This window comes from Streptomyces sp. NPDC055239 (genome assembly GCF_053606205.1).
In genome coordinates this window covers 276,077-294,919 of record NZ_JBSGRD010000010.1, presented here as the reverse complement: position 1 = coordinate 294,919, position 18,843 = coordinate 276,077, and the positions used below count along the sequence as shown (strand labels likewise).

The 18,843-nt window shown below is 68.8% G+C and carries 22 protein-coding genes; 8 read left to right on the top strand and 14 right to left on the bottom strand.

Going from position 1 to position 18,843, the window contains the following annotated elements; genetic code table 11:
• Positions 1–110 precede the first annotated feature (110 nt).
• Positions 111–1,799, top strand: a complete 1,689-nt coding sequence (locus ACWFRJ_RS29615; protein ID WP_453537435.1) for a threonine/serine exporter family protein — start codon at positions 111–113, stop codon at positions 1,797–1,799.
• Between the two features lie 36 nt (positions 1,800–1,835).
• Here the strand turns inward: ACWFRJ_RS29615 and ACWFRJ_RS29610 are convergent, their stop codons facing one another.
• The gene (locus ACWFRJ_RS29610; RefSeq protein ID WP_453537432.1) at positions 1,836–2,528 is read right to left on the bottom strand and encodes a DedA family protein; all 693 of its coding nucleotides are present in this window, start codon (positions 2,526–2,528) and stop codon (positions 1,836–1,838) included.
• A 136-nt stretch (positions 2,529–2,664) separates the two neighbouring features.
• Here ACWFRJ_RS29610 and ACWFRJ_RS29605 point away from each other — a divergent pair, with 136 nt between their 5' ends.
• Entirely contained in the window at positions 2,665–3,033 is a 369-nt protein-coding gene (locus ACWFRJ_RS29605) for a YbjQ family protein (RefSeq protein ID WP_453397058.1), read from the top strand.
• Positions 3,034–3,109: 76 nt separating this feature from the next.
• On the opposite strand, the gene ACWFRJ_RS29600 is transcribed toward ACWFRJ_RS29605, so the two are convergent.
• Positions 3,110–3,868, bottom strand: coding sequence for a MerR family transcriptional regulator (locus tag ACWFRJ_RS29600; protein WP_453537428.1), 759 nt, complete (start codon positions 3,866–3,868; stop codon positions 3,110–3,112).
• A 193-nt stretch (positions 3,869–4,061) separates the two neighbouring features.
• On the opposite strand from ACWFRJ_RS29600, the gene ACWFRJ_RS29595 reads away from it, so the two are divergent.
• Positions 4,062–5,483, top strand: coding sequence for a glutamate decarboxylase (locus ACWFRJ_RS29595; protein ID WP_453537425.1), 1,422 nt, complete (start codon positions 4,062–4,064; stop codon positions 5,481–5,483).
• A gap of 66 nt (positions 5,484–5,549) precedes the next feature.
• Here ACWFRJ_RS29595 and ACWFRJ_RS29590 read toward each other — a convergent pair whose 3' ends face one another.
• From ACWFRJ_RS29590 to ACWFRJ_RS29580, 3 genes are all read right to left on the bottom strand, one after another.
• Positions 5,550–6,389, bottom strand: coding sequence for an ABC transporter permease (locus ACWFRJ_RS29590; RefSeq protein WP_453537422.1), 840 nt, complete (start codon positions 6,387–6,389; stop codon positions 5,550–5,552).
• Positions 6,386–7,357 (bottom strand): ATP-binding cassette domain-containing protein, encoded by a 972-nt coding sequence (locus ACWFRJ_RS29585; protein WP_453537419.1) that lies wholly within the window; start codon positions 7,355–7,357, stop codon positions 6,386–6,388. Before ACWFRJ_RS29585 ends, ACWFRJ_RS29590 begins: the two co-directional genes overlap by 4 nt.
• 97 nt (positions 7,358–7,454) lie before the next feature.
• Entirely contained in the window at positions 7,455–8,096 is a 642-nt protein-coding gene (locus ACWFRJ_RS29580) for a PadR family transcriptional regulator (RefSeq protein ID WP_453537416.1), read from the bottom strand.
• A 43-nt stretch (positions 8,097–8,139) separates the two neighbouring features.
• Between ACWFRJ_RS29580 and ACWFRJ_RS29575 the strand changes: the two genes are divergently transcribed.
• Positions 8,140–8,844, top strand: coding sequence for a bleomycin resistance protein (locus ACWFRJ_RS29575; protein ID WP_453537413.1), 705 nt, complete (start codon positions 8,140–8,142; stop codon positions 8,842–8,844).
• A gap of 32 nt (positions 8,845–8,876) precedes the next feature.
• On the opposite strand, the gene ACWFRJ_RS29570 is transcribed toward ACWFRJ_RS29575, so the two are convergent.
• The 3 genes from ACWFRJ_RS29570 to ACWFRJ_RS29560 all read right to left on the bottom strand — a co-directional run bounded on the left by ACWFRJ_RS29570 (position 8,877) and on the right by ACWFRJ_RS29560 (position 11,938).
• Entirely contained in the window at positions 8,877–9,422 is a 546-nt protein-coding gene (locus ACWFRJ_RS29570; protein WP_453537410.1) for a DinB family protein, read from the bottom strand.
• Positions 9,423–9,559: 137 nt separating this feature from the next.
• Complete coding sequence (locus tag ACWFRJ_RS29565) at positions 9,560–11,017, bottom strand: aldehyde dehydrogenase family protein (RefSeq protein ID WP_453537407.1); 1,458 nt, start codon at positions 11,015–11,017, stop codon at positions 9,560–9,562.
• Between the two features lie 57 nt (positions 11,018–11,074).
• Positions 11,075–11,938: a helix-turn-helix domain-containing protein gene (locus tag ACWFRJ_RS29560; RefSeq protein WP_453537405.1), complete on the bottom strand. Its 864-nt coding sequence runs from the start codon at positions 11,936–11,938 to the stop codon at positions 11,075–11,077.
• A 327-nt stretch (positions 11,939–12,265) separates the two neighbouring features.
• Here ACWFRJ_RS29560 and ACWFRJ_RS29555 point away from each other — a divergent pair, with 327 nt between their 5' ends.
• Entirely contained in the window at positions 12,266–12,751 is a 486-nt protein-coding gene (locus tag ACWFRJ_RS29555; protein WP_453537402.1) for an ATP-binding protein, read from the top strand.
• A gap of 26 nt (positions 12,752–12,777) precedes the next feature.
• Here the strand turns inward: ACWFRJ_RS29555 and ACWFRJ_RS29550 are convergent, their stop codons facing one another.
• The 5 genes from ACWFRJ_RS29550 to rpmG all read right to left on the bottom strand — a co-directional run bounded on the left by ACWFRJ_RS29550 (position 12,778) and on the right by rpmG (position 15,308).
• On the bottom strand, positions 12,778–13,017 hold the full coding sequence (locus ACWFRJ_RS29550; RefSeq protein ID WP_383323480.1) for a DUF397 domain-containing protein: 240 nt from the start codon (positions 13,015–13,017) through the stop codon (positions 12,778–12,780).
• Between the two features lie 454 nt (positions 13,018–13,471).
• On the bottom strand, positions 13,472–13,711 hold the full coding sequence (gene rpsR / locus ACWFRJ_RS29545; RefSeq protein ID WP_453537398.1) for a 30S ribosomal protein S18: 240 nt from the start codon (positions 13,709–13,711) through the stop codon (positions 13,472–13,474).
• On the bottom strand, positions 13,712–14,845 hold the full coding sequence (locus ACWFRJ_RS29540) for a CobW family GTP-binding protein (protein WP_453537664.1): 1,134 nt from the start codon (positions 14,843–14,845) through the stop codon (positions 13,712–13,714).
• A 47-nt stretch (positions 14,846–14,892) separates the two neighbouring features.
• Positions 14,893–15,138: a type B 50S ribosomal protein L31 gene (locus ACWFRJ_RS29535; protein WP_453537395.1), complete on the bottom strand. Its 246-nt coding sequence runs from the start codon at positions 15,136–15,138 to the stop codon at positions 14,893–14,895.
• A 5-nt stretch (positions 15,139–15,143) separates the two neighbouring features.
• Entirely contained in the window at positions 15,144–15,308 is a 165-nt protein-coding gene (rpmG, locus tag ACWFRJ_RS29530) for a 50S ribosomal protein L33 (RefSeq protein WP_383267870.1), read from the bottom strand.
• A gap of 83 nt (positions 15,309–15,391) precedes the next feature.
• Between rpmG and rpmB the strand changes: the two genes are divergently transcribed.
• From rpmB to ACWFRJ_RS29515, 3 genes are all read left to right on the top strand, one after another.
• Positions 15,392–15,628: a 50S ribosomal protein L28 gene (rpmB, locus tag ACWFRJ_RS29525; protein ID WP_453537392.1), complete on the top strand. Its 237-nt coding sequence runs from the start codon at positions 15,392–15,394 to the stop codon at positions 15,626–15,628.
• Entirely contained in the window at positions 15,628–15,933 is a 306-nt protein-coding gene (gene rpsN / locus ACWFRJ_RS29520) for a 30S ribosomal protein S14 (RefSeq protein WP_453537389.1), read from the top strand. The genes rpmB and rpsN overlap by 1 nt, the downstream gene beginning before the upstream one ends.
• An 82-nt stretch (positions 15,934–16,015) precedes the next feature.
• The gene (locus ACWFRJ_RS29515; protein ID WP_453537386.1) at positions 16,016–16,513 is read left to right on the top strand and encodes a hypothetical protein; all 498 of its coding nucleotides are present in this window, start codon (positions 16,016–16,018) and stop codon (positions 16,511–16,513) included.
• A 36-nt stretch (positions 16,514–16,549) separates the two neighbouring features.
• Here ACWFRJ_RS29515 and ACWFRJ_RS29510 read toward each other — a convergent pair whose 3' ends face one another.
• A complete protein-coding gene (locus ACWFRJ_RS29510; protein ID WP_453537384.1) occupies positions 16,550–18,802 on the bottom strand; it encodes an FUSC family protein in 2,253 nt (750 codons plus the stop codon).
• Positions 18,803–18,843 lie beyond the last annotated feature (41 nt).

The following is an 18,843-nucleotide window of genomic DNA, read 5'->3' as shown; positions in this document are numbered from 1 at the left end:
ACGGGCCGCGTGATCTTCACGGAGACCACGCGGCCCGTTCGCGTATCTGTGCGCATACTGTTCGTACTGGAGGTTGCACAAGGTACGTATGTGGGAGCGAGGCAGTGAAAGTGGCTGATCAGGAGGCCGAGGACCGAAAGCCACAGTCGGACGAGGCACGGAGTGCGTTCACTCAGCCCACCGGCGTGCTGGCGCAGCCGACGGCACCCGAGGACGAGTCGCAGACGACCTCCGAGTTCGCGATCCCGACCGGTCTGCCGAACCTCACGTCGCCGAACCTCTCCTCGACCACCCAGGAGACCGAGAAGTCGGCGTTCACCACGCCGCACACCTACAGCTCCCGCAACGCGCCGCCCGCCTTCACTCCCCCGCAGGGCATACCTCTGGTGAAGCTCACCAAGGAGACGCCCTGGCAGGACCAGATGCGCACGATGCTGCGCATGCCGGTGGCCGAGCGGCCCACTCCTGAGGCCTCGCAGAAGCACGAGGACGAGACCGGTCCCGCCGTGCCGCGCGTGCTCGACCTCACCCTGCGTATCGGCGAGCTGCTGCTCGCGGGCGGCGAGGGCGCCGAGGACGTGGAGGCGGCGATGTTCGCCGTCTGCCGCAGTTACGGCCTCGACCGCTGCGAGCCGACCGTGACGTTCACGCTGCTCTCGATCTCGCACCAGCCGTCCCTGGTCGACGACCCGGTCACGGCGTCGAGGACGGTGCGCCGCCGGGGCACCGACTACACGCGTCTGGCGGCCGTCTTCCAGCTGGTGGACGACATCAGCGACACGGACACCGAGATCTCCCTGGAGGAGGCATACCGCCGTCTGGCGGCAATTCGCCGTAACCGTCACCCCTACCCCGGCTGGGCGCTCACGGCGGCCGGCGGGCTGCTCGCGGGCTCGGCGTCCGTGCTCGTCGGCGGTGGCGCTCTGGTCTTTGTGATCGCCGCGGTCGGCGCGATGCTCGGCGACCGTCTCGCCTGGCTCTGCGCGGGCCGCGGGCTTCCGGAGTTCTACCAGTTCGTGGGGGCCGCGATGCCGCCCGCCGCGATGGGCGTCACGCTCAGCCTCGTGCACTCCCAGGAGGTCAACGCGTCCGCGGTCATCACGGGTGGCCTCTTCGCGCTGATCCCCGGAAGAGCCCTGGTCGCCGGGGTCCAGGACGGCCTGACCGGCTACTACATCACGGCGGCCGCCCGCCTCCTCGAGGTCTGCTACCTCGTCGTGGGCATCGTCTGCGGCGTACTGCTCGTGCTCTCGCTCGGCGTGATGCTGGACGCGACGAGCCTGCAGCCGGAGACGACGTTCGTAGAGGTCGACTCGCGCCCGGTGATCCAGATCCTGGCGTCGATGGCCCTGAGTCTCGCCTTCGCGATACTCCTCCAGCAGGAACGTCACACCGTGCTGATCGTGACCCTCAACGGCGGCATCGCCTGGATCATGTTCGGCGCACTCGCGCAGACGTCGCTCGCGCTCTCGCCGGTCGCGTCGACGGCCATCGCGGCCGGGCTCGTGGGCCTGTTCGGTCAGCTCTTCTCGCGCTACCGCTTCGCGTCCTCACTGCCGTACGTCACTGCGGCCATCGGCCCGCTGCTGCCCGGTAGCGCGACGTACTTCGGGCTGCTCGCCCTCGCCCAGAACGACATGACCACGGGCATCAACTCGCTCACCAAGGCGGCGGCGACGGCACTGGCCATCGCGATCGGCGTGAACCTGGGCAGCGAGGTCTCGCGCCTGATCCTCAAGGTGCCGGGCGCGACCACCGCGGCGAACCGCCGTGCGGCCAAGCGGACCCGAGGATTCTGACCCCGGGTCCCCTGCCTTGTCGGGCGTCTCGGGTACTTACCGCTTGGCGTGGCGGCCACGCGACGCCGGGGCATCCCCCGGGGCGTCGCCCTCGGCCGCCGCGGCCTTCTTGGACTTGCTGCGTGCCCGCAGGAACTCGATCGCGATCGGCACCACCGAGATCAGGACGATCAGGATGAGGATCGCCTCGATGTTCTTGTGCACGAAGTCGATGTTGCCCAGCCACGCGCCGAGCATCGTCACGCCGGCGCCCCACAGGATGCCGCCGATGATGTTGAACGTGATGAACGAGCGGTACCGCATGCCGCTGACGCCCGCGATGATCGGCGTGAACGTCCGCACGATGGGCACGAAGCGGGCCAGGATCAGGGACTTCGGGCCGTGCTTCTCGAAGAACTCGTGCGCCTTGGCCACGTTCTCCTGCTTGAACAGCTTGGAGTCCGGGCGGTTGAAGAGCGAGGGGCCGACCTTCTTGCCGAAGAGGTAGCCCGCCTGGTCGCCGAGGATCGCGGCGACGCAGATGAGGACCACACAGAGCCAGAGCGGGAAGTCCAGCTGCTTCGTCGTGATCAGCAGACCCGTCGTGAACAGCAGCGAGTCACCCGGCAGGAAGAAGCCGATGAGCAGGCCGGACTCGGCGAAGACAATCGCGAGCAGGCCCCAGACCCCGAACGTGTTCAGAAGGTAGTCCGGGTCCAGCCAGCTTGGTCCGAGCGCAAGCGTCGTCACGGTTCCGGGCTCCTGAGGGTGAGAGGGCGATGCGGCGGGGACGGCCGCCCAAAGCTATCAACGTGAGGTGACGTGCCCAGGTTCCACCGCCCTTCCCAGAGTGCGCTGTGCGGGATCTGGGACAAAGCTGTGTGCCATGGGTATCGAAGATTTCGGCGGCGGCACCGATCCGCACTCCGACGTACTGGTCGTGACGACGAACGACGTACCGGGATACCGCGTACAACAGGTTATCGGTGAAGTCTTCGGCCTCACCGTGCGCTCCCGGCACTTGGGCAGCCAGATCGGCGCCGGCCTGAAGTCCATGATCGGCGGCGAGTTGAAGGGCCTCACGAAGACGCTGGTGGAGACCCGCAACCAGGCCATGGAACGCCTCATCGAGCAGGCACGCGCGCGTGGCGGCAACGCGGTCCTGATGATGCGCTTCGACGTCACCGAGGCCGCGGACGTGGGGACAGAGGTGTGCGCCTACGGCACGGCGGTCGTGATCGTGCAGGAGCAGTGACGCGAAACTAGCGAAAGTAAGGGGCACCCGCCACAGCCGGGTGCCCCTTACCGGTCAGCTCCCCTGCCGGTACCTCTCAGCTGTTCCGCACCCCGTTCGCGAGGATCGCGTCCCGCAGGTAGACGGCCAGTCCGGGGCGGATGGCCTCGTAGGTGGCCGTGAACCGCTCGTCCGCCACGTACATCTCGCCGAGGCAGGTGTGGGTCTCGTACGAGCAGTCGTAGTGGAAGCGCGAGATGAAGCGGCGGTGTTCCTCCGCCACGTCCATCGCCTCGTCGGAGTCCGCGGGCAGGCCCCGGGAGAGCAGATCGGCCACGCGCGCGTGCACCGCGGCGAACTCGTCGTTGATCCGCTGCCAGTCCTCCTTGGTGTACGAGGCGGCCTTGCGCTGCGACTCCTTGTAGGCGTCGGTGTCGCCCCAGCGCCGCTCGACCTCCTGCGCGTACTGGTCGGGGTCGTGGTCCCCGAAGACCTCGAACTTCTCCTCGGGCGTGAGGTTGATGCCCATCTTCTTCGCCTCCATGGCGGTCTCGACGGCGGCGGCCATCTCCTGGAGCTTGGTGATCCGGGCGGTCAGCAGCTCGTGCTGGCGGCGCAGGTGCGCGCGCGGGTCCGCATCCGGGTCGTCCAGGAGGGCCGCCACCTTGTCGAGGGGGAAGCCGAGTTCCCGGTAGAACAGGATCTGCTGCAGCCGGTCCAGGTCTCCGTCGCTGTAGCGCCGGTGGCCCGCGTGGCTGCGCTCGCTGGGCACGAGCAGGCCGATCTCGTCGTAGTGGTGCAGCGTGCGCACCGTCACTCCGGCGAAACCGGCCACCTGTCCCACGGAGTAGCCCATGGCTCCCGCCCTCCCTCTCGGTACGCGTTCTCGGTACGCGTTTCAGCCTGATTCCTCACGCCGCGTGAGGTGCAAGTGCAGAACCCGGCCGACGGCCATATTCTCGCCAGCAGGTAGGGAGTACGCGCCTGCAAGGACAGGAACAGACAGGGACACACAGGGATAGAAAACCTCAGCCACGAGGAGACCGCCCATGCCCCGCCAACACCCGGGCCCCGAACAGCCCGCGAAGCGCACCCTCTCGGTGAACCCCTTCTACGGGGAGGCCAACCCGGTCAGCGGCATGACCGAGGCGCCGCCGAAGCACCGCCTCCCCGACGGGCCGCTGCCGCCCATGACGGCGTTCCAGCTGGTGCACGACGAGCTGATGCTGGACGGCAACTCACGCCTCAACCTCGCGACCTTCGTCACGACGTGGATGGAGCCGCAGGCCGGTGTCCTCATGGGCGAGTGCCGGGACAAGAACATGATCGACAAGGACGAGTACCCGCACACCGCCGAGCTGGAGCGGCGCTGCGTGGCCATGCTCGCCGACCTGTGGCACGCGCCGGACCCGATGGGCGCCGTCGGCTGTTCGACGACCGGGTCGAGCGAGGCGTGCATGCTCGCCGGTATGGCGCTCAAGCGCCGCTGGACCAACGCCAAGCGGAACATCGACCGCTACCCGTCGCCCACCGTGCGCCCCAACCTCGTCATGGGCGTCAACGTCCAGGTCTGCTGGGAGAAGTTCTGCAACTTCTGGGAGGTCGAGGCGCGCCAGATCCCCATGGAGGGCGACCGGTTCCACCTCGATCCGGCGGCCGCGGCCGAGCTCTGCGACGAGAACACGATCGGTGTCGTGGCGGTGCTCGGCTCCACCTTCGACGGGTCGTACGAGCCGGTGGCCGAGCTCTGCGCGGCCCTCGACGACCTCCAGGAGCACACGGGGCTCGACATCCCCGTGCACGTCGACGGCGCGTCCGGCGCGATGGTGGCGCCGTTCCTCGACGAGGACCTGGAGTGGGACTTCCGGCTTCCGAGGGTGGCGTCGATCAACACGTCGGGCCACAAGTACGGCCTGGTCTATCCGGGCGTCGGCTGGGCGCTGTGGCGGGACGAGGAGGCGCTGCCGGAGGAGCTGGTCTTCCGCGTGAACTACCTCGGCGGTGACATGCCGACGTTCGCACTGAACTTCTCCCGGCCAGGGGCTCAGGTCGTCGCGCAGTACTACACGTTCCTGCGCCTGGGCCGGGAGGGCTACCGCGCCGTCCAGGAGGCGGCACGGAACGTCGCCCGCGGCCTCGCCGACCGCATCGAGGCGCTCGGCGACTTCCGGCTGATCACCCGGGGCGACGAGCTGCCGGTGTTCGCCTTCACGACGCTGGAGGACGTGAAGGCGTACGACGTCTTCGACGTGTCCCGGCGCCTTCGCGAGCGGGGCTGGCTGGTGCCGGCGTACACCTTCCCGGCGCATCGCGAGGATCTGGCGGTCCTCCGCGTGGTCTGCCGCAACGGCTTCACGGCGGACCTCGCGGCGCTCTTCCTGGCGGACCTGAGCAGCCTGCTGCCCGAACTGCGCAACCAGCCGCACCCGATGACCCGGGACAAGGGCGCGGCGACGGGGTTCCACCACTAGGGCCCTAGAGGCCTAGTGCCCTAGTGCCCTAGAGGCCGCATGGCGTCATCGGCGTCATCGGCGTCATTACTTACTGAGGGCTCCGAACCTCCGCACCGCCAGCGGCATGAACGCCCCCACAAGGACCACGGGCCACACCACGGCCATCAGGCCCGCGTGCTCGGCGGCCCATGAAGTACCCACCACCCCGGGGTCGTTGCCGAACAGGTCACGGACCGCGGTGGCCGTCGCCGACATCGGGTTCCACTCGACCACGGCGCCGAGCCATCCCGGCATGTTCTGCGGGACCGTGAAGGCGTTGGAGAGGAAGCCGACAGGCCAGACCAGGACCTGCACGGCCACGACAAGCTCCGGCCTGCCCGCGACCATCGCCAGGTAGATGCCGATCCACAGCATCGCGAACCGCAGCAGGAGCAGCAGGCCGACCGCGCCGACGGCCGCACCGAACGAGCCGTGCCAGCGCCAGCCGATCGCGAGCCCGACGCCGATCATGACGAGCAGCGAGGCGAGCGACTGGAGCATGTCCGCGACCGAACGCCCCACCAGGACGGCCCCGTTGGTCATCGGCATGGACCTGAAGCGGTCGACCACCCCCTTGTTGAGATCCTGCGTGACGGCGACCATCGTCGCGTCGAGGCCGAAGGCCATGGTCAGCGCGAACATGCCGGGCACCAGGAACTCGGCGTAGTCACCCGCGATGCCCTTTCCACCGCCGATCAGGTAGTTGAACATCAGCAGCAGCATCACCGGGAAGACCAGGCCGACGAGCACCTGCACGGGCTGCCGCGCCCAGTGCGCGAGTTCGCGCCGCGTCATGGTCCATGAGTCGACCGCGGCCCACCTGACGGGCGCACCGCCGGCCACCGGTACGGGGCTGGTCGCCCCCGTGCTCGTAGTCGCGCTCACACGGTCTCCTTCGTACGTTCCTGATCCTGGGCAGGACCCCCTGCATCAGCACGGCCCGTCAGGCGCAGGAACACCTCGTCCAGGGTCGGCCTGCGCACCGCGATGTCCTCCGCGTCGACACCGGCGTCCCGCAGGGCCTGTACGACCTCGGTGAGCGCCTCCATCCGGTCCGCCACCGGCGCGCTGGCCAGGCGCCGGTCCGCGTCCAGTGTGGCGACGCCGGGCAGCAGGCGGGCCGCACGGTCAAGTTGGCCCGCGTCCCGCACCACCACGTCGATCCGGTCGCCGCCCGTCTTCGACTTCAGCTCGTCCGCAGTGCCGGCCGCGATGACACGGCCCCGGTCGATCACCGAGATGCGGTCGGCGAGCTGGTCCGCCTCTTCGAGGTACTGCGTGGTGAGCAGCACCGTCGTACCGCCGTCGACCAGTGAGCGCACCGCATCCCAGACCTCCGTACGGCCCCGCGGGTCGAGGCCCGTCGTCGGCTCGTCGAGGAACAGCACATCGGGTTCCGTGATGAGCGAGGCGGCGAGGTCGAGGCGGCGCCGCATGCCGCCGCTGTACTGCTTGACCGCCTTGCGCCCCGTGTCCCCGAGCCCGAAGCGCTCCAGGAGCTCTTCGGCCCGCACGCCCGCGCGCCGGGCACCCAGGTGGTACAGCCGCCCGAACATGTCCAGGTTCTGCCGCCCGCTCAACTCCTCGTCGAGGGCCGCGTGCTGGCCGAGCAGGCCGATGCGCCTGCGCACCTCGTCGGGCCTGCGCCGCACGTCGAACCCGGCCACCTCCACCCGTCCCTCGTCCACCCGCAGCAGCGTGGCGAGCACCCGCACCGCGGTGGTCTTGCCCGCGCCGTTCGGGCCGAGCACGCCGTGCACCGTGCCGCGCCCGACCGCCAGGTCGAGACCGTCGAGCGCCCACTTCTCCCCGTACCGCTTCCGTGCGCCCTCGACGACGATCGCGTCCGTCATCCGTCTCCCTCCGAGCCCCGGCTACCCTGTAATCAAACTTGACTACAAGGGTGACGCGAAGGAAGGTATCCCCGAACGCAAGGTTAGTCAAACTTGATCAGTGATCGTCCTCGACATGCGGCTCCCCCGTCGCGTACGGGTTCTCCTCCCCCTCGGCGAGGACGCCCACGAACAGGTCACCCTCCCCCGCGAACGTGTACGCCCCGCCCTCGATCCGCCGGATCAGGCCGTGCGCCCACTCCACGCCCCCGTCGGCCGTGTGCACCCAGTAGTTCATGATCTCGCCGATGTGCCCGAGCTGTTCCGGGCCGTCCTCGGGGATGTAGTGCTCCGTGACGGACCCGCGCCATTCCTCGATGCTCCGCACCCGCTGCCTCAGCAGATCGACCACCTCGTCGCGGGGCAGCTCGACGATGAATCCGATCGCCGCCGTGAGCATGTCAGGACGCTGGTCGTACGAGACCAGGTTGGACCGGAGCAGGGTCAGGAACTCCTCGGTGCCCGCCTCCGTGATCTCGTACTCCGTGCGCGGCGGGCCGCCCGCCGTCGACGGAGCGATCTCGTGCGCGCGCAGCAGGCCTTGCTTGGCCATCTGTTTCAGCGCGTGGTAGATCGAGCCGGGCTTCGCGTTGGACCACTCGTGGGCGCCCCAGTACTCCAGGTCGTTGCGCACCTGATAGCCGTGGGCCCGCCCGTGCTGACGGACGGCACCGAGGACAAGGAGTCGGATCGCCGACATAAAAAGACACCTCCTCCTAATCAACTTTGATTAGAGTAGCGGTATGGCCGAGACAATGATCCCCTTGTTCCCCTGCCACGAGCTCGACGAGACCCTCGACTTCTACAGAGCCATCGGCTTCGAGGTGACCTTCCACCAGAAAAGCCCCTACCAGTACGGCGTCGTCGAGCGCGGCGACATGCAGTTCCAGTTCTTCCGTATGAAGGGCTACGACCCCAAGGAGTCCTACAGCTCCTGCTACGTCGTCACCGACGACGTGGACGCCCTCCACGCCTCCTTCCGAACCGGCCTCAAGCAGACCCTCGGGCGGATACCGACCCGCGGCCTGCCCCGCATCGGCGCCCTGAAGGACATGAGCTACGGGATGCGGCAGTTCCTGATGTCGGACCCCGCGGGCAACTGCATCCGGGTCGGACAGCCTGTCGCCGAGTCCTTCGAGCACTCAGCGGTGCCGAAGGAGCGGTACGCACGCGCCCTGCACCAGGCCGTACTCCTGGGCGAGTCCAAGGAGGACCACGCGGTCGCCGCCCGCATCATCGACCACGCGCTGGCGGGAGACGGCACCCCCGCCCCCGCACTGCTGGTGAAGCTGTACGTCGTGCGGGCCGAGATGGCCGCACAGCTGGGCGAGCCGGAGCGCCCGGCCGAGTGGCTCGACCGGGTCGAAGGGGTCCAGCTCACGGAGGATGAGCGGCAGTCGGTGCGCGACGAGCTACTGCGGGCCGAGGAACTGCGCGGCTCCCTCTAGCCCCGGCTCCAGCCCCGGCTGTCGCCCCAGCCCTAACCCCAGCTTTCGCCGCGCTCCAGTGCCACCAGCTCGAAGGCCGTCTTGCCGTCGAGGGACTCGCGGATGATGTCGGCGTGGCCCGAGTGCCGGGACACCTCGCTGATCAGGCGGAGCAACACCCACCGCATCGACACGTCCTCCTTCGGGAACCACGGCTGATCGGGGAGCGCGAAGGTCTCGTCGAGGGTGGGCAGGGAGCGGATGAACTCCTCGGTACGGTCGGCCACTTGACCCCAGTACGCGAGGACCGACTCGACCGTCTCGCCCTCGACGAGGCGGAAGCACTCGTCCCAGTTCGCCTCGGTGCGCTCGACCGCGGGGTCGACGCCCTTCGCCCGCGAGATCCAGCTCTCCTCGACCTCCGCGACATGCTTGAGCAGCCCGGAGAGCGAGAGCTCGCTGGCGCTCGGCCTGGTCGCCGCCTGCTCGTCGGTCAGGCCGATCAGGGCCCGCCGGATGCCGCCGCGCTCGGCGTCGAGGAAGGCGAGCAGCGCGCCGCGCTCGTCGCCGGGGGCCTCTGCGTTGACGTGGGTGACCATGGGTCCGCCTCTCCGAGCCTGTGGAGCCTGCCGGGCTTTCCGGCCTTCCGGCTTTTCGACACCACTGACGTTACGGACCCTTGCGGTCAGCTTCTGTCCGCAAGGGTCCGGGAGTCATGACATACGCAGATGCGTGCTCAGAACGGGAACTGGGAGCGCCCGTACTGCACCGAGATCCACTTCTGCGTGGTGAACGCCTCCACCGTCGACTCGCCGTTGAGGCGCCCGGTGCCCGAGCGCTTCTCGCCGCCGAAGGGCACGATCGGCTCGTCGTGCACGGTGCCGTCGTTCACGTGGAACATGCCGCTGTCGATCCGCCGCGCGAACCGCACGCCGCGCTCGATGTCGGCAGTGTGGACGGCGCCGCTGAGCCCGTACGGGGTGTCGTTGGCGATGCGTACGGCCTCTTCTTCGCCGTCGAAGGGCACGAGCAGCGCCACCGGGCCGAAGATCTCCTGGCGCAGGACCGGGGAGTCAGCGGGCAGGTCCGTCAGGACGGTGGGCGCCACGAGGTTGCCCTTGGTGCGGCCGTGCAGGAGGGCCTTGGCGCCCGCGGCCACCGCCTGGTCGACGACCTTCGTCACCGCGTCGGCCTGCGAGGAGTTGATCAGCGGGCCGATGTGGGTCGCCGGGTCCGCCGGGTCGCCGACCTTCAAGGACGCGACCTTGGCGACGAACTTCTCGGTGAACTCCGCCTCGATGGACCGGTCCACGAGCACGCGGTTGGCGGCCATGCAGACCTGCCCCTGGTGCACGAAGCGGCTGAAGACCGCCGCGTCCACGGCGTAGTCAATGTCCGCGTCGTCCAGGACGACAAGGGCGCTGTTGCCGCCGAGCTCCAGGATCGACCGCTTGAAGTGCGAGGCGCAGACCATGGCGACATGGCGGCCCACGCGGTCGGAGCCGGTGAAGGAGATGACGCTCGGCACCGGGTGCTCGATGAACGCGTCACCGATCTCGGCGATGTCGGTGACGACCACGTTCAGTACGCCGGCCGGAAGGCCCGCGTCCTCGAACACCTTCGCAAGGAGGCCACCGCCCGTCACCGGGGCGTTCTGGTGCGGCTTGAGCACCACCGCGTTGCCGAGGGCGATCGCCGGGGCGATCGTCTTGGTGGAGAGGAGAAGCGGGAAGTTGAAGGGGCTGATGACCCCGACCACGCCCACCGGCTCGCGGAAGAGACGATTCTCCTTGTCCGCACCGGGCGACGGCAGGATGCGGCCCTCGGGAAGCAGCGCGAAGTTGACCGCCTCGCGCAGGAATTCCTTGGTCAGGTGGATCTCGAAGGCGGCCTTGACCCGGGTGCCGCCCAGCTCGGCGACGATGGCCTCGGCTATCTCTTCCTCACGGTCCTCGATGATGCGCAGGGCACGCTCGAAGACCGCACGCCGGGCGTAAGGGCTTGTCCTGCCCCACTCCTTCTGGGCGCGGTCAGCCGCTCGGTAGGCCTGGTCCACCTCGTCGGCCGTCGCGACGGTGATCGACGCCAGCTTCTCCCCGTTGTACGGGTTGAAGTTGATGATGTCCCAGGAGCCGGTACCGGCCTTCCACTCACCGTCGATGTACTGGTGAGCCAGGTCAGTGAAGAAGGACATGAGACCCCTTGCCGCCGTCTGTTCAGACATCAGAATGCCCGTCATCGTACTGACGTCTCAGATGAGTTGGAGCAGACCACGGAGAAGGTCGCGACTATCGGCCGGATTCGGGCTGTCGCTCTGCAGTTGGCCCACCACCCGCTCGTACTGGCCGACTTCCTCCGCCTTGTCGAGGTACAGGGCTCCCGTCAGCTGTTCCACGTACACGACGTCCGAGAGGTCCGATTCCGGGAAGCGCAGCATGGTGAACGCTCCGCTCTCGCCCGAGTGCCCTCCGAAGCTGAACGGCATGATCTGAAGAGTGACATTCGGCCGTTCTGAGATGTCGATCAGATGCTGAATCTGACCACGCATCACTTCCCGGTCTCCGTACGGACGTCGGAGGGCCGCTTCGTCGAGTACGCAGTGGAAACTGGGCGCACGCTCGGAGATGAGCAGCTTCTGGCGCTCGAGGCGCAGGGCGACGCGGCGATCGATGTCGGCCTCGCTGGCGCCCTTCATGCCGCGCGAGACGACCGCGTGCGCGTACGCCTCGGTCTGCAACAGGCCGTTGACGAACTGGACTTCGTAGACGCGGATGAGCGAGGCGGCGCCTTCGAGCCCCACGTATGTTTGGAACCAGCCAGGCAGGACATCCGAGTAACTGTGCCACCAGCCGGTGAGGTTGGCCTCTTTGGCGAGCGAGAGCAGGGCGACCCGCTCGGCATCGTCGGTGACGCCGTACAGCGTCAACAGGTCCTCGACGTCCCTGGACTTGAAGCTCACCCGTCCCAACTCCATGCGGCTGATCTTCGATTCGGATGCGCGGATCGAGTAGCCGGCCGCTTCACGGGTGATGCCGCGCGATTCCCTCAGGCGCCTGAGTTGCGAGCCAAGGAGCATGCGCCGTACGACCGAGCCGCTCGACTCCCCTGCGGTCACTTCGCTCAACCCTCCCCATCACTTGGAAGCCAGCAGTCTGCCATTAAACGCTTCAGGCCGTACTCGTTCGGTTACAGAAACGGAAAGACTTGGGAAGGTCTCCACAAGAAGTCGTAGGAAGAAATGGGCAAGAAGTAGCACGGGAACTAGCAAGTCCGGCGCGTGCACGTGCATCTGCCCTTGCATCTGCTGTACGCATTCGGAACCATGGACAGCGCGACGTTGCTGTATGACCGTCGGACCGAGCTGTACCGATGCGTCGGCGTTGCTGTACTGACCGCACCACCGCTCCATCGCTATGTACCGCGAAACCGGGGAGTGCCTCGCATGGGGACGAATGGATCGACCATGCTCGAGCCGTTACGGCAGGGGCTTCCCCCACTCGACCCCTCAGCGGTCTCCAGCGCGGCGTCCTGCTCCCTGCCCGCCCGCTATGAAGCGGTCAGCAGCGCACGGCAGTTCACCCGCAAGACGCTGTGTCAGTGGGAACTGGAAGAGCGCTTCGACGACATCGCCCTCGTCGTCTCCGAACTGGTCACCAACGCCCTGCGGCACGCCCTGCCTTCGGACACCCCGCGCGACCAGCGCCCGCCCGTGCGGCTGCACTTGATGTGCTGGACCTCGCGTCTGGTGTGCGCGGTGCGTGATCCCAGTGACGACAGTCCGGTCGCGCGCGAGACGGACGACGACTTCTCGGCCGAGTCGGGACGCGGTCTGTTCCTGGTGGACTCGTTCAGCGACAGCTGGGGCTGGCACCCGCTCGCGGGCGCACTGCGGGGCAAGGTCGTGTGGGCGTTGTTCCAGCTGGCTTAGTGGGACCGGCCGGCTGTCGTGGGGTGCTAACCACCTATCAGGTGGTCGAAATCCCCGTCCTTCATCCCGAGCAACATCGCCTCTATCTCGGCGCGCGTATAGACGAGCGCCGGACCGTCGGGGAACCGCGAGTTGCGTACGGCGACGTCGCCGCCGGGCAGTTTCGCGAACTCCACGCAGGCTCCCTGCGAGTTGCTGTGTCTGCTCTTCTGCCAGACCACCCCGTGAAGCTCCGTGGCGGCCATGCCGTTAAACACGTGGTGCACAGTCGCTCCCCGATGCTGCAGTTCCTGATGTGGTGGCCTTAGATGCAGTGGTCAACTGTCTCGGATCATAGCTGTGTTCATATGCCGATGCATGGGCAGATGCACGTGCACGCGGGGTGTTCCCTTGATTACAGCTCTGTCAGCATCCCTGTCAGCACCTGCCCAGGTCCCCGCGTGACATGCGAACTGATCGTCGGGCGGGGTCTCCGGGTCGGCGCTTCGCGAGCCAGGTGGGCGCACCGAGTTCGCGTACTTAGCTCGCGTACTAAGAAAAGACGCGTACCGCGCCCTATGTGTTCCAACGTTCAGGTAACGGACCGGATGAATCTTGACCTGCGCGCCCGCAAGACAAAAACACGACAAAAAGCAGGACGCTCCCTGTCGGGTAGACGGGGAGCGTCCTGCGGGTCCGGTTCGGTCCGATTCTGTCCGGTCCGGGGCGGGGCGGCACGCTTCAGCGAGCCGAGCCGTACGGCAGCAACGCCATCTCCCTCGCATTCTTGATCGCGCGGGCAAGGAGTCGCTGCTGCTGGGCGCTGACACGGGTGACCCGCCGGGAGCGGATCTTCCCCCGGTCCGAGATGAACTTGCGGAGCAACTCCGTGTCCTTGTAGTCGATGTACGTGATTTTCGCGGGGCCCAGTGGATTGGGGCGCGGCTTCTGGACGCGTGGGGACGGCTTGCGGGGGGACATTCAGACCTCCAGGAGGGTGTCGAAGGCAGGGGGCAAGTGCTTCCAGGCGTCGCGCCCCGCGGCGTACTCCTCGTCCGTCAGGAGGCAGGATTCGAGGACCTCTTCGAGGCCCTCGCGGTCCAGGCCCGGCGAGGTGAAGACCAGGTGCTGGCAGCAGTCGCCGTGCTCGGGATGCCAGTCGAGGGCCGCCGCCGCACGCCGCACCGGCGGCACCATCTCCCACGCCGCGTCCGGCAGCGAGGCCAGCCACGGCCCCGCGCTCTCTACGCAGAGCGCACCGCCCGCCGCATCCCAGCCGAGCAGCGTGTCCGGGTGGTCGGCGAGCCAGAACCGGCCGCGGCTACGGGCCGCGGCGCAGGTCAGGTCCTCCAGGGCCTGGTAGAGCCGCTCCGGGTGGAAGGGCCGTTCCCGGTGCCATACGAGGGTGGCTACCCCCGCCTCGTCCGCGTCGGTCGGCAGCAGCGCGCAGGACGGATGCTGGGCGGCGGCGGCCGCCTCGACGTCGAATCCGGCGAGCGCGGCGCCCGCCAGGTCCCCATGACCGCTGATCGGGACCTGACGGGCAGTCGGGTGGAGCTGGGCGAGGAGCGCGCGGTCCTCGTCGTCGGCTTCGGGAGAGTCCGCGACGGCGAGCACGGGCGCGTACTCGAGCTGGCGGGCCCAGGTGTCGGCGACCGTGCGCTGGTCCGTGGCGGCCGCGGCGAGCCCGGCTTCCGTCAGGTCATCGCCGTTGCCGAGGTACGGCAGAAGGAGCGCCGGGTCGACAGCCGTGATCACGCCGCTCAGCCGCAGCCCCTCGCGCACGTGCGCCGTGATCACCTCGGCCATCGCCTTGGGCTCGACGGAGTCCCACAGCTCGACGACCGCGAGCCGCGTGAGGCCGGAGTCCGCGAGCCGTTCGAGCTCGGGCACCAGGTCCTCGCGCAGGGCGCAGCACGCACAGTCGTTGACCAGGGGCGCCTCACCGGTGGAGAGCACTCCGGTGGCGTCGCGCACCGTACGTACGACTGTGCCGTGCACGGCCGTCGCCAGGTCGTGATGGAGCGCCACGCTCCCCGGAACGGTGGCGAGGAGCCGCTCGACGGCCTCCTTGCGGGCGTCGGAGTGCAGCCCGCCGACGATCGCGATGTCCATGTCGATGCCCATGCCCATGCCCATGCCTGTGCCTGTCTCCGCCGGGTTCACCGCGCGCCGTATCGGCGTTCGAAGCGCTCCACGCGGCCCGCGGTGTCCAGGACCTTGGCCGTGCCCGTGTAGAAGGGGTGGCTCGCGGAGGAGACCTCGACGTCGATGACGGGGTAGGTGCGCCCGTCGTCCCACTCGACCGTCTTCTCGCTGATCGCGGTGGACCGGGTGAGGAAGGCGAAGCCGGCGGACTTGTCGCGGAAGACGACGGGGCCGTACGGCGGGTGGATGTCCTTGCGCATGGCGGTCAGCGCTCCTCTCGGAAATCGACGTGGCGGCCGACGACCGGGTCGTACTTGCGCAGCGTCACGCGGTCGGGGTCGTTACGGCGGTTCTTGCGGGTCACGTACGTGTAGCCGGTGCCGGCCGTGGACCGGAGCTTGATGACGGGGCGGAGTTCGTTGCGAGCCATGGGGCTAGTGTATGAAAATGATTCCCGTTTTCAAAACGGTTTCCGCAGGGGATCTCGCCCCCACGACCGAGAGGTGCGTCACCTTGTCCGCCCACTGCCAGCTGACCGGCGCCACGCCGGGCTTCGGCAACCAGATCTCCCATTCGCACCGGCGCACGTCACGCCGGTTCGACGTCAACGTCCAGCGCAAGCGCTACTGGCTGCCGAGCGAGGGCCGCCACGTACGGCTGCGGCTCAGCACCAAGGGCATCAAGACCGTCGACGCCATCGGCATCGAGGCCGCCGTCGCCAGGATCCGTGCGCGTGGAGTGAGGGTCTGATGGCCAAGAAGAGCAAGATCGCGAAGAACGAGAAGCGGCGCGAGATCGTCGCCCGGTACGCCGTGCGGCGGGCAGAGCTGAAGGAGATCCTCCGCAGGCCCGGCACGGGCGAGGCCGAACGGCATTCCGCCCAGGCCGAGTTGGCGCGACAGCCGCGGGACGCGAGCGCGACCCGCGTACGCAACCGGGACAGCGTCGACGGCCGCCCACGCGGTTACGTAGGCAAGTTCGGCCTCTCCAGGGTGAAACTGCGTGACCAAGCGCACGCCGGATTCCTTCCCGGGGTGCGCAAGTCGTCCTGGTAGCTTGGCGCGCGATTCACCGACCTGATCCGACCGCCGTACAGCGTCATGCCGTAGGGCGTCATGTAGGGGGACTTCAGTGCGCATGCACGTCCGGAACGTACGTATCGGTGCCGCGGCCGCGGGTCTTGTCGCCGCCCTTGTCCTGACCGGTTGCAGCAGTGACGGCGGCGATGGTGGGGACGGCGGGAACGGCGGTGACGCGGGCAAGGACAAGAGCTCGGCGGGCGCCTCTGCCGGGTCCGACGGGTCCGATGCGCCGGACGAGGGTGGCGCCAAGGACGGCAGCTCCGAGGGCAGCTGGGTCGCCACCGCCGACGGGAATCCGCTCGCGCTTGTCATCGCGGGGAAGCAGGCGACGCTGCTCGGCGAGAACGTCCTGTGCAGTGGGACCGCCGGCGGTGAGAAGGTCACCCTCAAGTGCGCCAAGGGCGACTCGGGTCGCACCGAGGGCACGATCGAGTCGGTCGACAAGACGTCGATGACGGTCTCTTGGCAGGGTGCGGGCAAGGACCAGTTCAGGCGGACCGAGGGCGGGAAGCTGCCGGAGGGGCTGCCTACGGCGGGGCTTCCGCAGTCCTGAGGTGTTGCCTCACGTGTTGCCTCACGTGTTGAACGGCTAGCGGGCCGTGGGACCTTGTTCGGGGTCCTGCGGTCCGCTGTCTGCTTTCGCTTGCGTACCCGGACCTGTACCTGCACCTGCACCTGCACCTGCACCGGTACCTGTTTCCGAGCCGTCCACCAGCATGGGCGGAGGTGCGGTGTCCAGGGCGTCCGACAGTTCCTGGAGAGTCGCGAGAAGGAGGGTCGCTCCTCTGCGTACGACCCGGTCGGGGACACCGTCGCCGTCCCACGCGTCGAGGGCCTCGCGTACGGCTTCCCACTTCGGGACGCGGCGTTCGCGTACCGCCTTCGCGCCGTCCTCCGTCGACTTGCGCAGGGCTTCCGCGAGGTGGTCGGCGGCGGGGACGGGGGTCGCGTCGCGGTCCGGGAGGTGGGCCTCCATCAGCATGGCCACGCGGCCGAGTTGAGCTAGGACCTCCTCGGCGTCGGCAGCCGCGGCGCGGGAGAGGCCGCGGTGGCGCACCGGTTCGTGCTTGGCGCGGGCCACGGCTTCCTGCCAGGCGATACGGGCGTCGCGGGCGGCGAGGAGCGCCGCGCGGACATCCGGGCAGGAGCTTCCGGTGGGGTCGGCGTAACGGCTGACGACGGCTGCGGCGTAACGGCCGTCCGCCACCAGCCAGCCGGCCAGGCGGTTGCGCAGGCGCGGGGTCTCCCAAGCCGGGTACACGGCGTACGCGATCATCGCGAGGACACCGCCGAGGAGCGTGAGGACGACGCGTTCCGGCACGGTCTGCGTCCACTGCTCGCCGCCCATCCCGAGCAGGAACACGACGTACGCGGCCACGCAGGCCTGGGCCGCGACCTGCCCCGTACGCATCAGCAGATACATCATTCCGGCGCAGAGCACGGCGAGCGCCGCGGAGAGCTCGGTACCGGGGCTCGCCAGCTGCACCAGGCCCGTGGCCAGGGCGACACCCACGAGGGTGCCGCCGAAACGGGCCACCGCGCGGGAGTACGTCTGCGAGAAGTCGGGCCGCATGATCATGACGGAGGCCATGGGGGCCCAGTAGCCGTGGCCGAGGGGAAGCCAGGTGCCCAGGAGGTATCCGGCGGCGGCCACCGCGGTGACGCGGATCGCGTGGCGGGTGACGGGGGATTCGTGACGGCGGCGGAGCTCGGCCCTCATGGCGCGGAGGGCTGCGGGGAGCAGGGCGGGGAAGGTGGGGCGGAGGAGGGGGACGGGGGTGGGGGTCGGGGTTGCTCCCGCTGTTCCTGTGGTCTTGGTGCTGCCCGCTGTGGCGGTGAGGGCTGCGGCCTTGTCGGGGGGCTTGCCTGCTGTTTCGACGACGTCGCGCAGTAGTGCGGCCAGGCGTTTCGCCGCTCTCTGTGCCGGGCCCGTGAGGATCGCTCCGGTGTCCGGGGTCTGGAGGGTGGCCACGGCCGCGGGTGGGATCTTCACCGGTTCGCCCTGCCGGATCGCCCTGGCCGCCGCGTCCAGGATCGCGCCCGCCGCGGCCAGGACCTCGCGTACGCGGTCGCGCTCGGGCCCCTCTTCCGGTACGCCCACCGCCGGGTCGGCAAGGGAGGCGAGTACCGGCCGGATGCGTTCCGCGAGGCCGCGGGCGCCGTGTAGTTCGGCGGGGCGGCTACGGGCCTGGCGCGGGGTGACGGTCGCCGCGTCGCGGGCCGCCATCAGGGGTTCCGGGTCGAAGTCGGCGTGGGGGTCGTGGCGCAGGCGGCGGGCGTAGTCGGCCTCGGCCGCGAGCGCGTCGGCGAGGGCGTCTCTGTGGGCGCCCCATCTGCGTACGGGGAACAGGACCACGAGGGCGGCCTGGACCGCGCCGCCCACCACCATCATCGCGGCGTGTCCGGCGGCGGCGGCGAGCGAGCCGGGGAGGGTGACCGTGACCAGCATGATCGCGACGTTGGACGAGGCGATGATGCCGATGGTCGGGCCCGCGGCCCAGCTCAGCCCCGAGAGGAAGGTCCACAGGGAGAGGAGGGCGAGGAAGAGGAGGGTGTGGGAGCCGGTGAGGTAGCCGAGGAAGGTGGAGACGGCGAGGCTCGTGCCGGAGGCCAGGGCCAGTTCCGGGCGGGGACGCCAGCTGCGCTGAAAGGTGGCGATGGCGGCCTGAAAGGCCCCGAAGGCGGAGCTGGCGGCTACGGCCGGGCCGAAGAGGGTGAGGCTTACGCCGATGATGATGGCGAGGCCGGCCGCACCCCGGAGGGCGATAAGGGGTTCGAGGCGCTTCCGCTCGACGGTCAACCCCGAGCGGGTGGTCTCCTTCAGCGCCCGAAGCCAGGTCACTCTGTGATGATACGGGGCATATCGGGCTGAGGGGGGCGGCG

Coding starts and splice junctions, on each gene's coding strand:
- ACWFRJ_RS29555 (WP_453537402.1), top strand. CDS start 12,266: ATGGGGACGAATGGATCGACCATGCTCGAGCCGTTACGGCAGGGGCTT.
- ACWFRJ_RS29605 (WP_453397058.1), top strand. CDS start 2,665: ATGGGTATCGAAGATTTCGGCGGCGGCACCGATCCGCACTCCGACGTA.
- ACWFRJ_RS29580 (WP_453537416.1), bottom strand. CDS start 8,096: ATGTCGGCGATCCGACTCCTTGTCCTCGGTGCCGTCCGTCAGCACGGG.
- ACWFRJ_RS29570 (WP_453537410.1), bottom strand. CDS start 9,422: ATGGTCACCCACGTCAACGCAGAGGCCCCCGGCGACGAGCGCGGCGCG.
- ACWFRJ_RS29575 (WP_453537413.1), top strand. CDS start 8,140: ATGGCCGAGACAATGATCCCCTTGTTCCCCTGCCACGAGCTCGACGAG.
- rpmG (WP_383267870.1), bottom strand. CDS start 15,308: ATGGCTCGCAACGAACTCCGCCCCGTCATCAAGCTCCGGTCCACGGCC.
- ACWFRJ_RS29585 (WP_453537419.1), bottom strand. CDS start 7,357: ATGACGGACGCGATCGTCGTCGAGGGCGCACGGAAGCGGTACGGGGAG.
- rpsR (WP_453537398.1), bottom strand. CDS start 13,711: ATGTCCCCCCGCAAGCCGTCCCCACGCGTCCAGAAGCCGCGCCCCAAT.
- ACWFRJ_RS29565 (WP_453537407.1), bottom strand. CDS start 11,017: ATGTCCTTCTTCACTGACCTGGCTCACCAGTACATCGACGGTGAGTGG.
- ACWFRJ_RS29515 (WP_453537386.1), top strand. CDS start 16,016: ATGCACGTCCGGAACGTACGTATCGGTGCCGCGGCCGCGGGTCTTGTC.
- rpsN (WP_453537389.1), top strand. CDS start 15,628: ATGGCCAAGAAGAGCAAGATCGCGAAGAACGAGAAGCGGCGCGAGATC.
- ACWFRJ_RS29595 (WP_453537425.1), top strand. CDS start 4,062: ATGCCCCGCCAACACCCGGGCCCCGAACAGCCCGCGAAGCGCACCCTC.
- ACWFRJ_RS29600 (WP_453537428.1), bottom strand. CDS start 3,868: ATGGGCTACTCCGTGGGACAGGTGGCCGGTTTCGCCGGAGTGACGGTG.
- ACWFRJ_RS29540 (WP_453537664.1), bottom strand. CDS start 14,845: ATGGACATCGCGATCGTCGGCGGGCTGCACTCCGACGCCCGCAAGGAG.
- ACWFRJ_RS29535 (WP_453537395.1), bottom strand. CDS start 15,138: ATGCGCAAGGACATCCACCCGCCGTACGGCCCCGTCGTCTTCCGCGAC.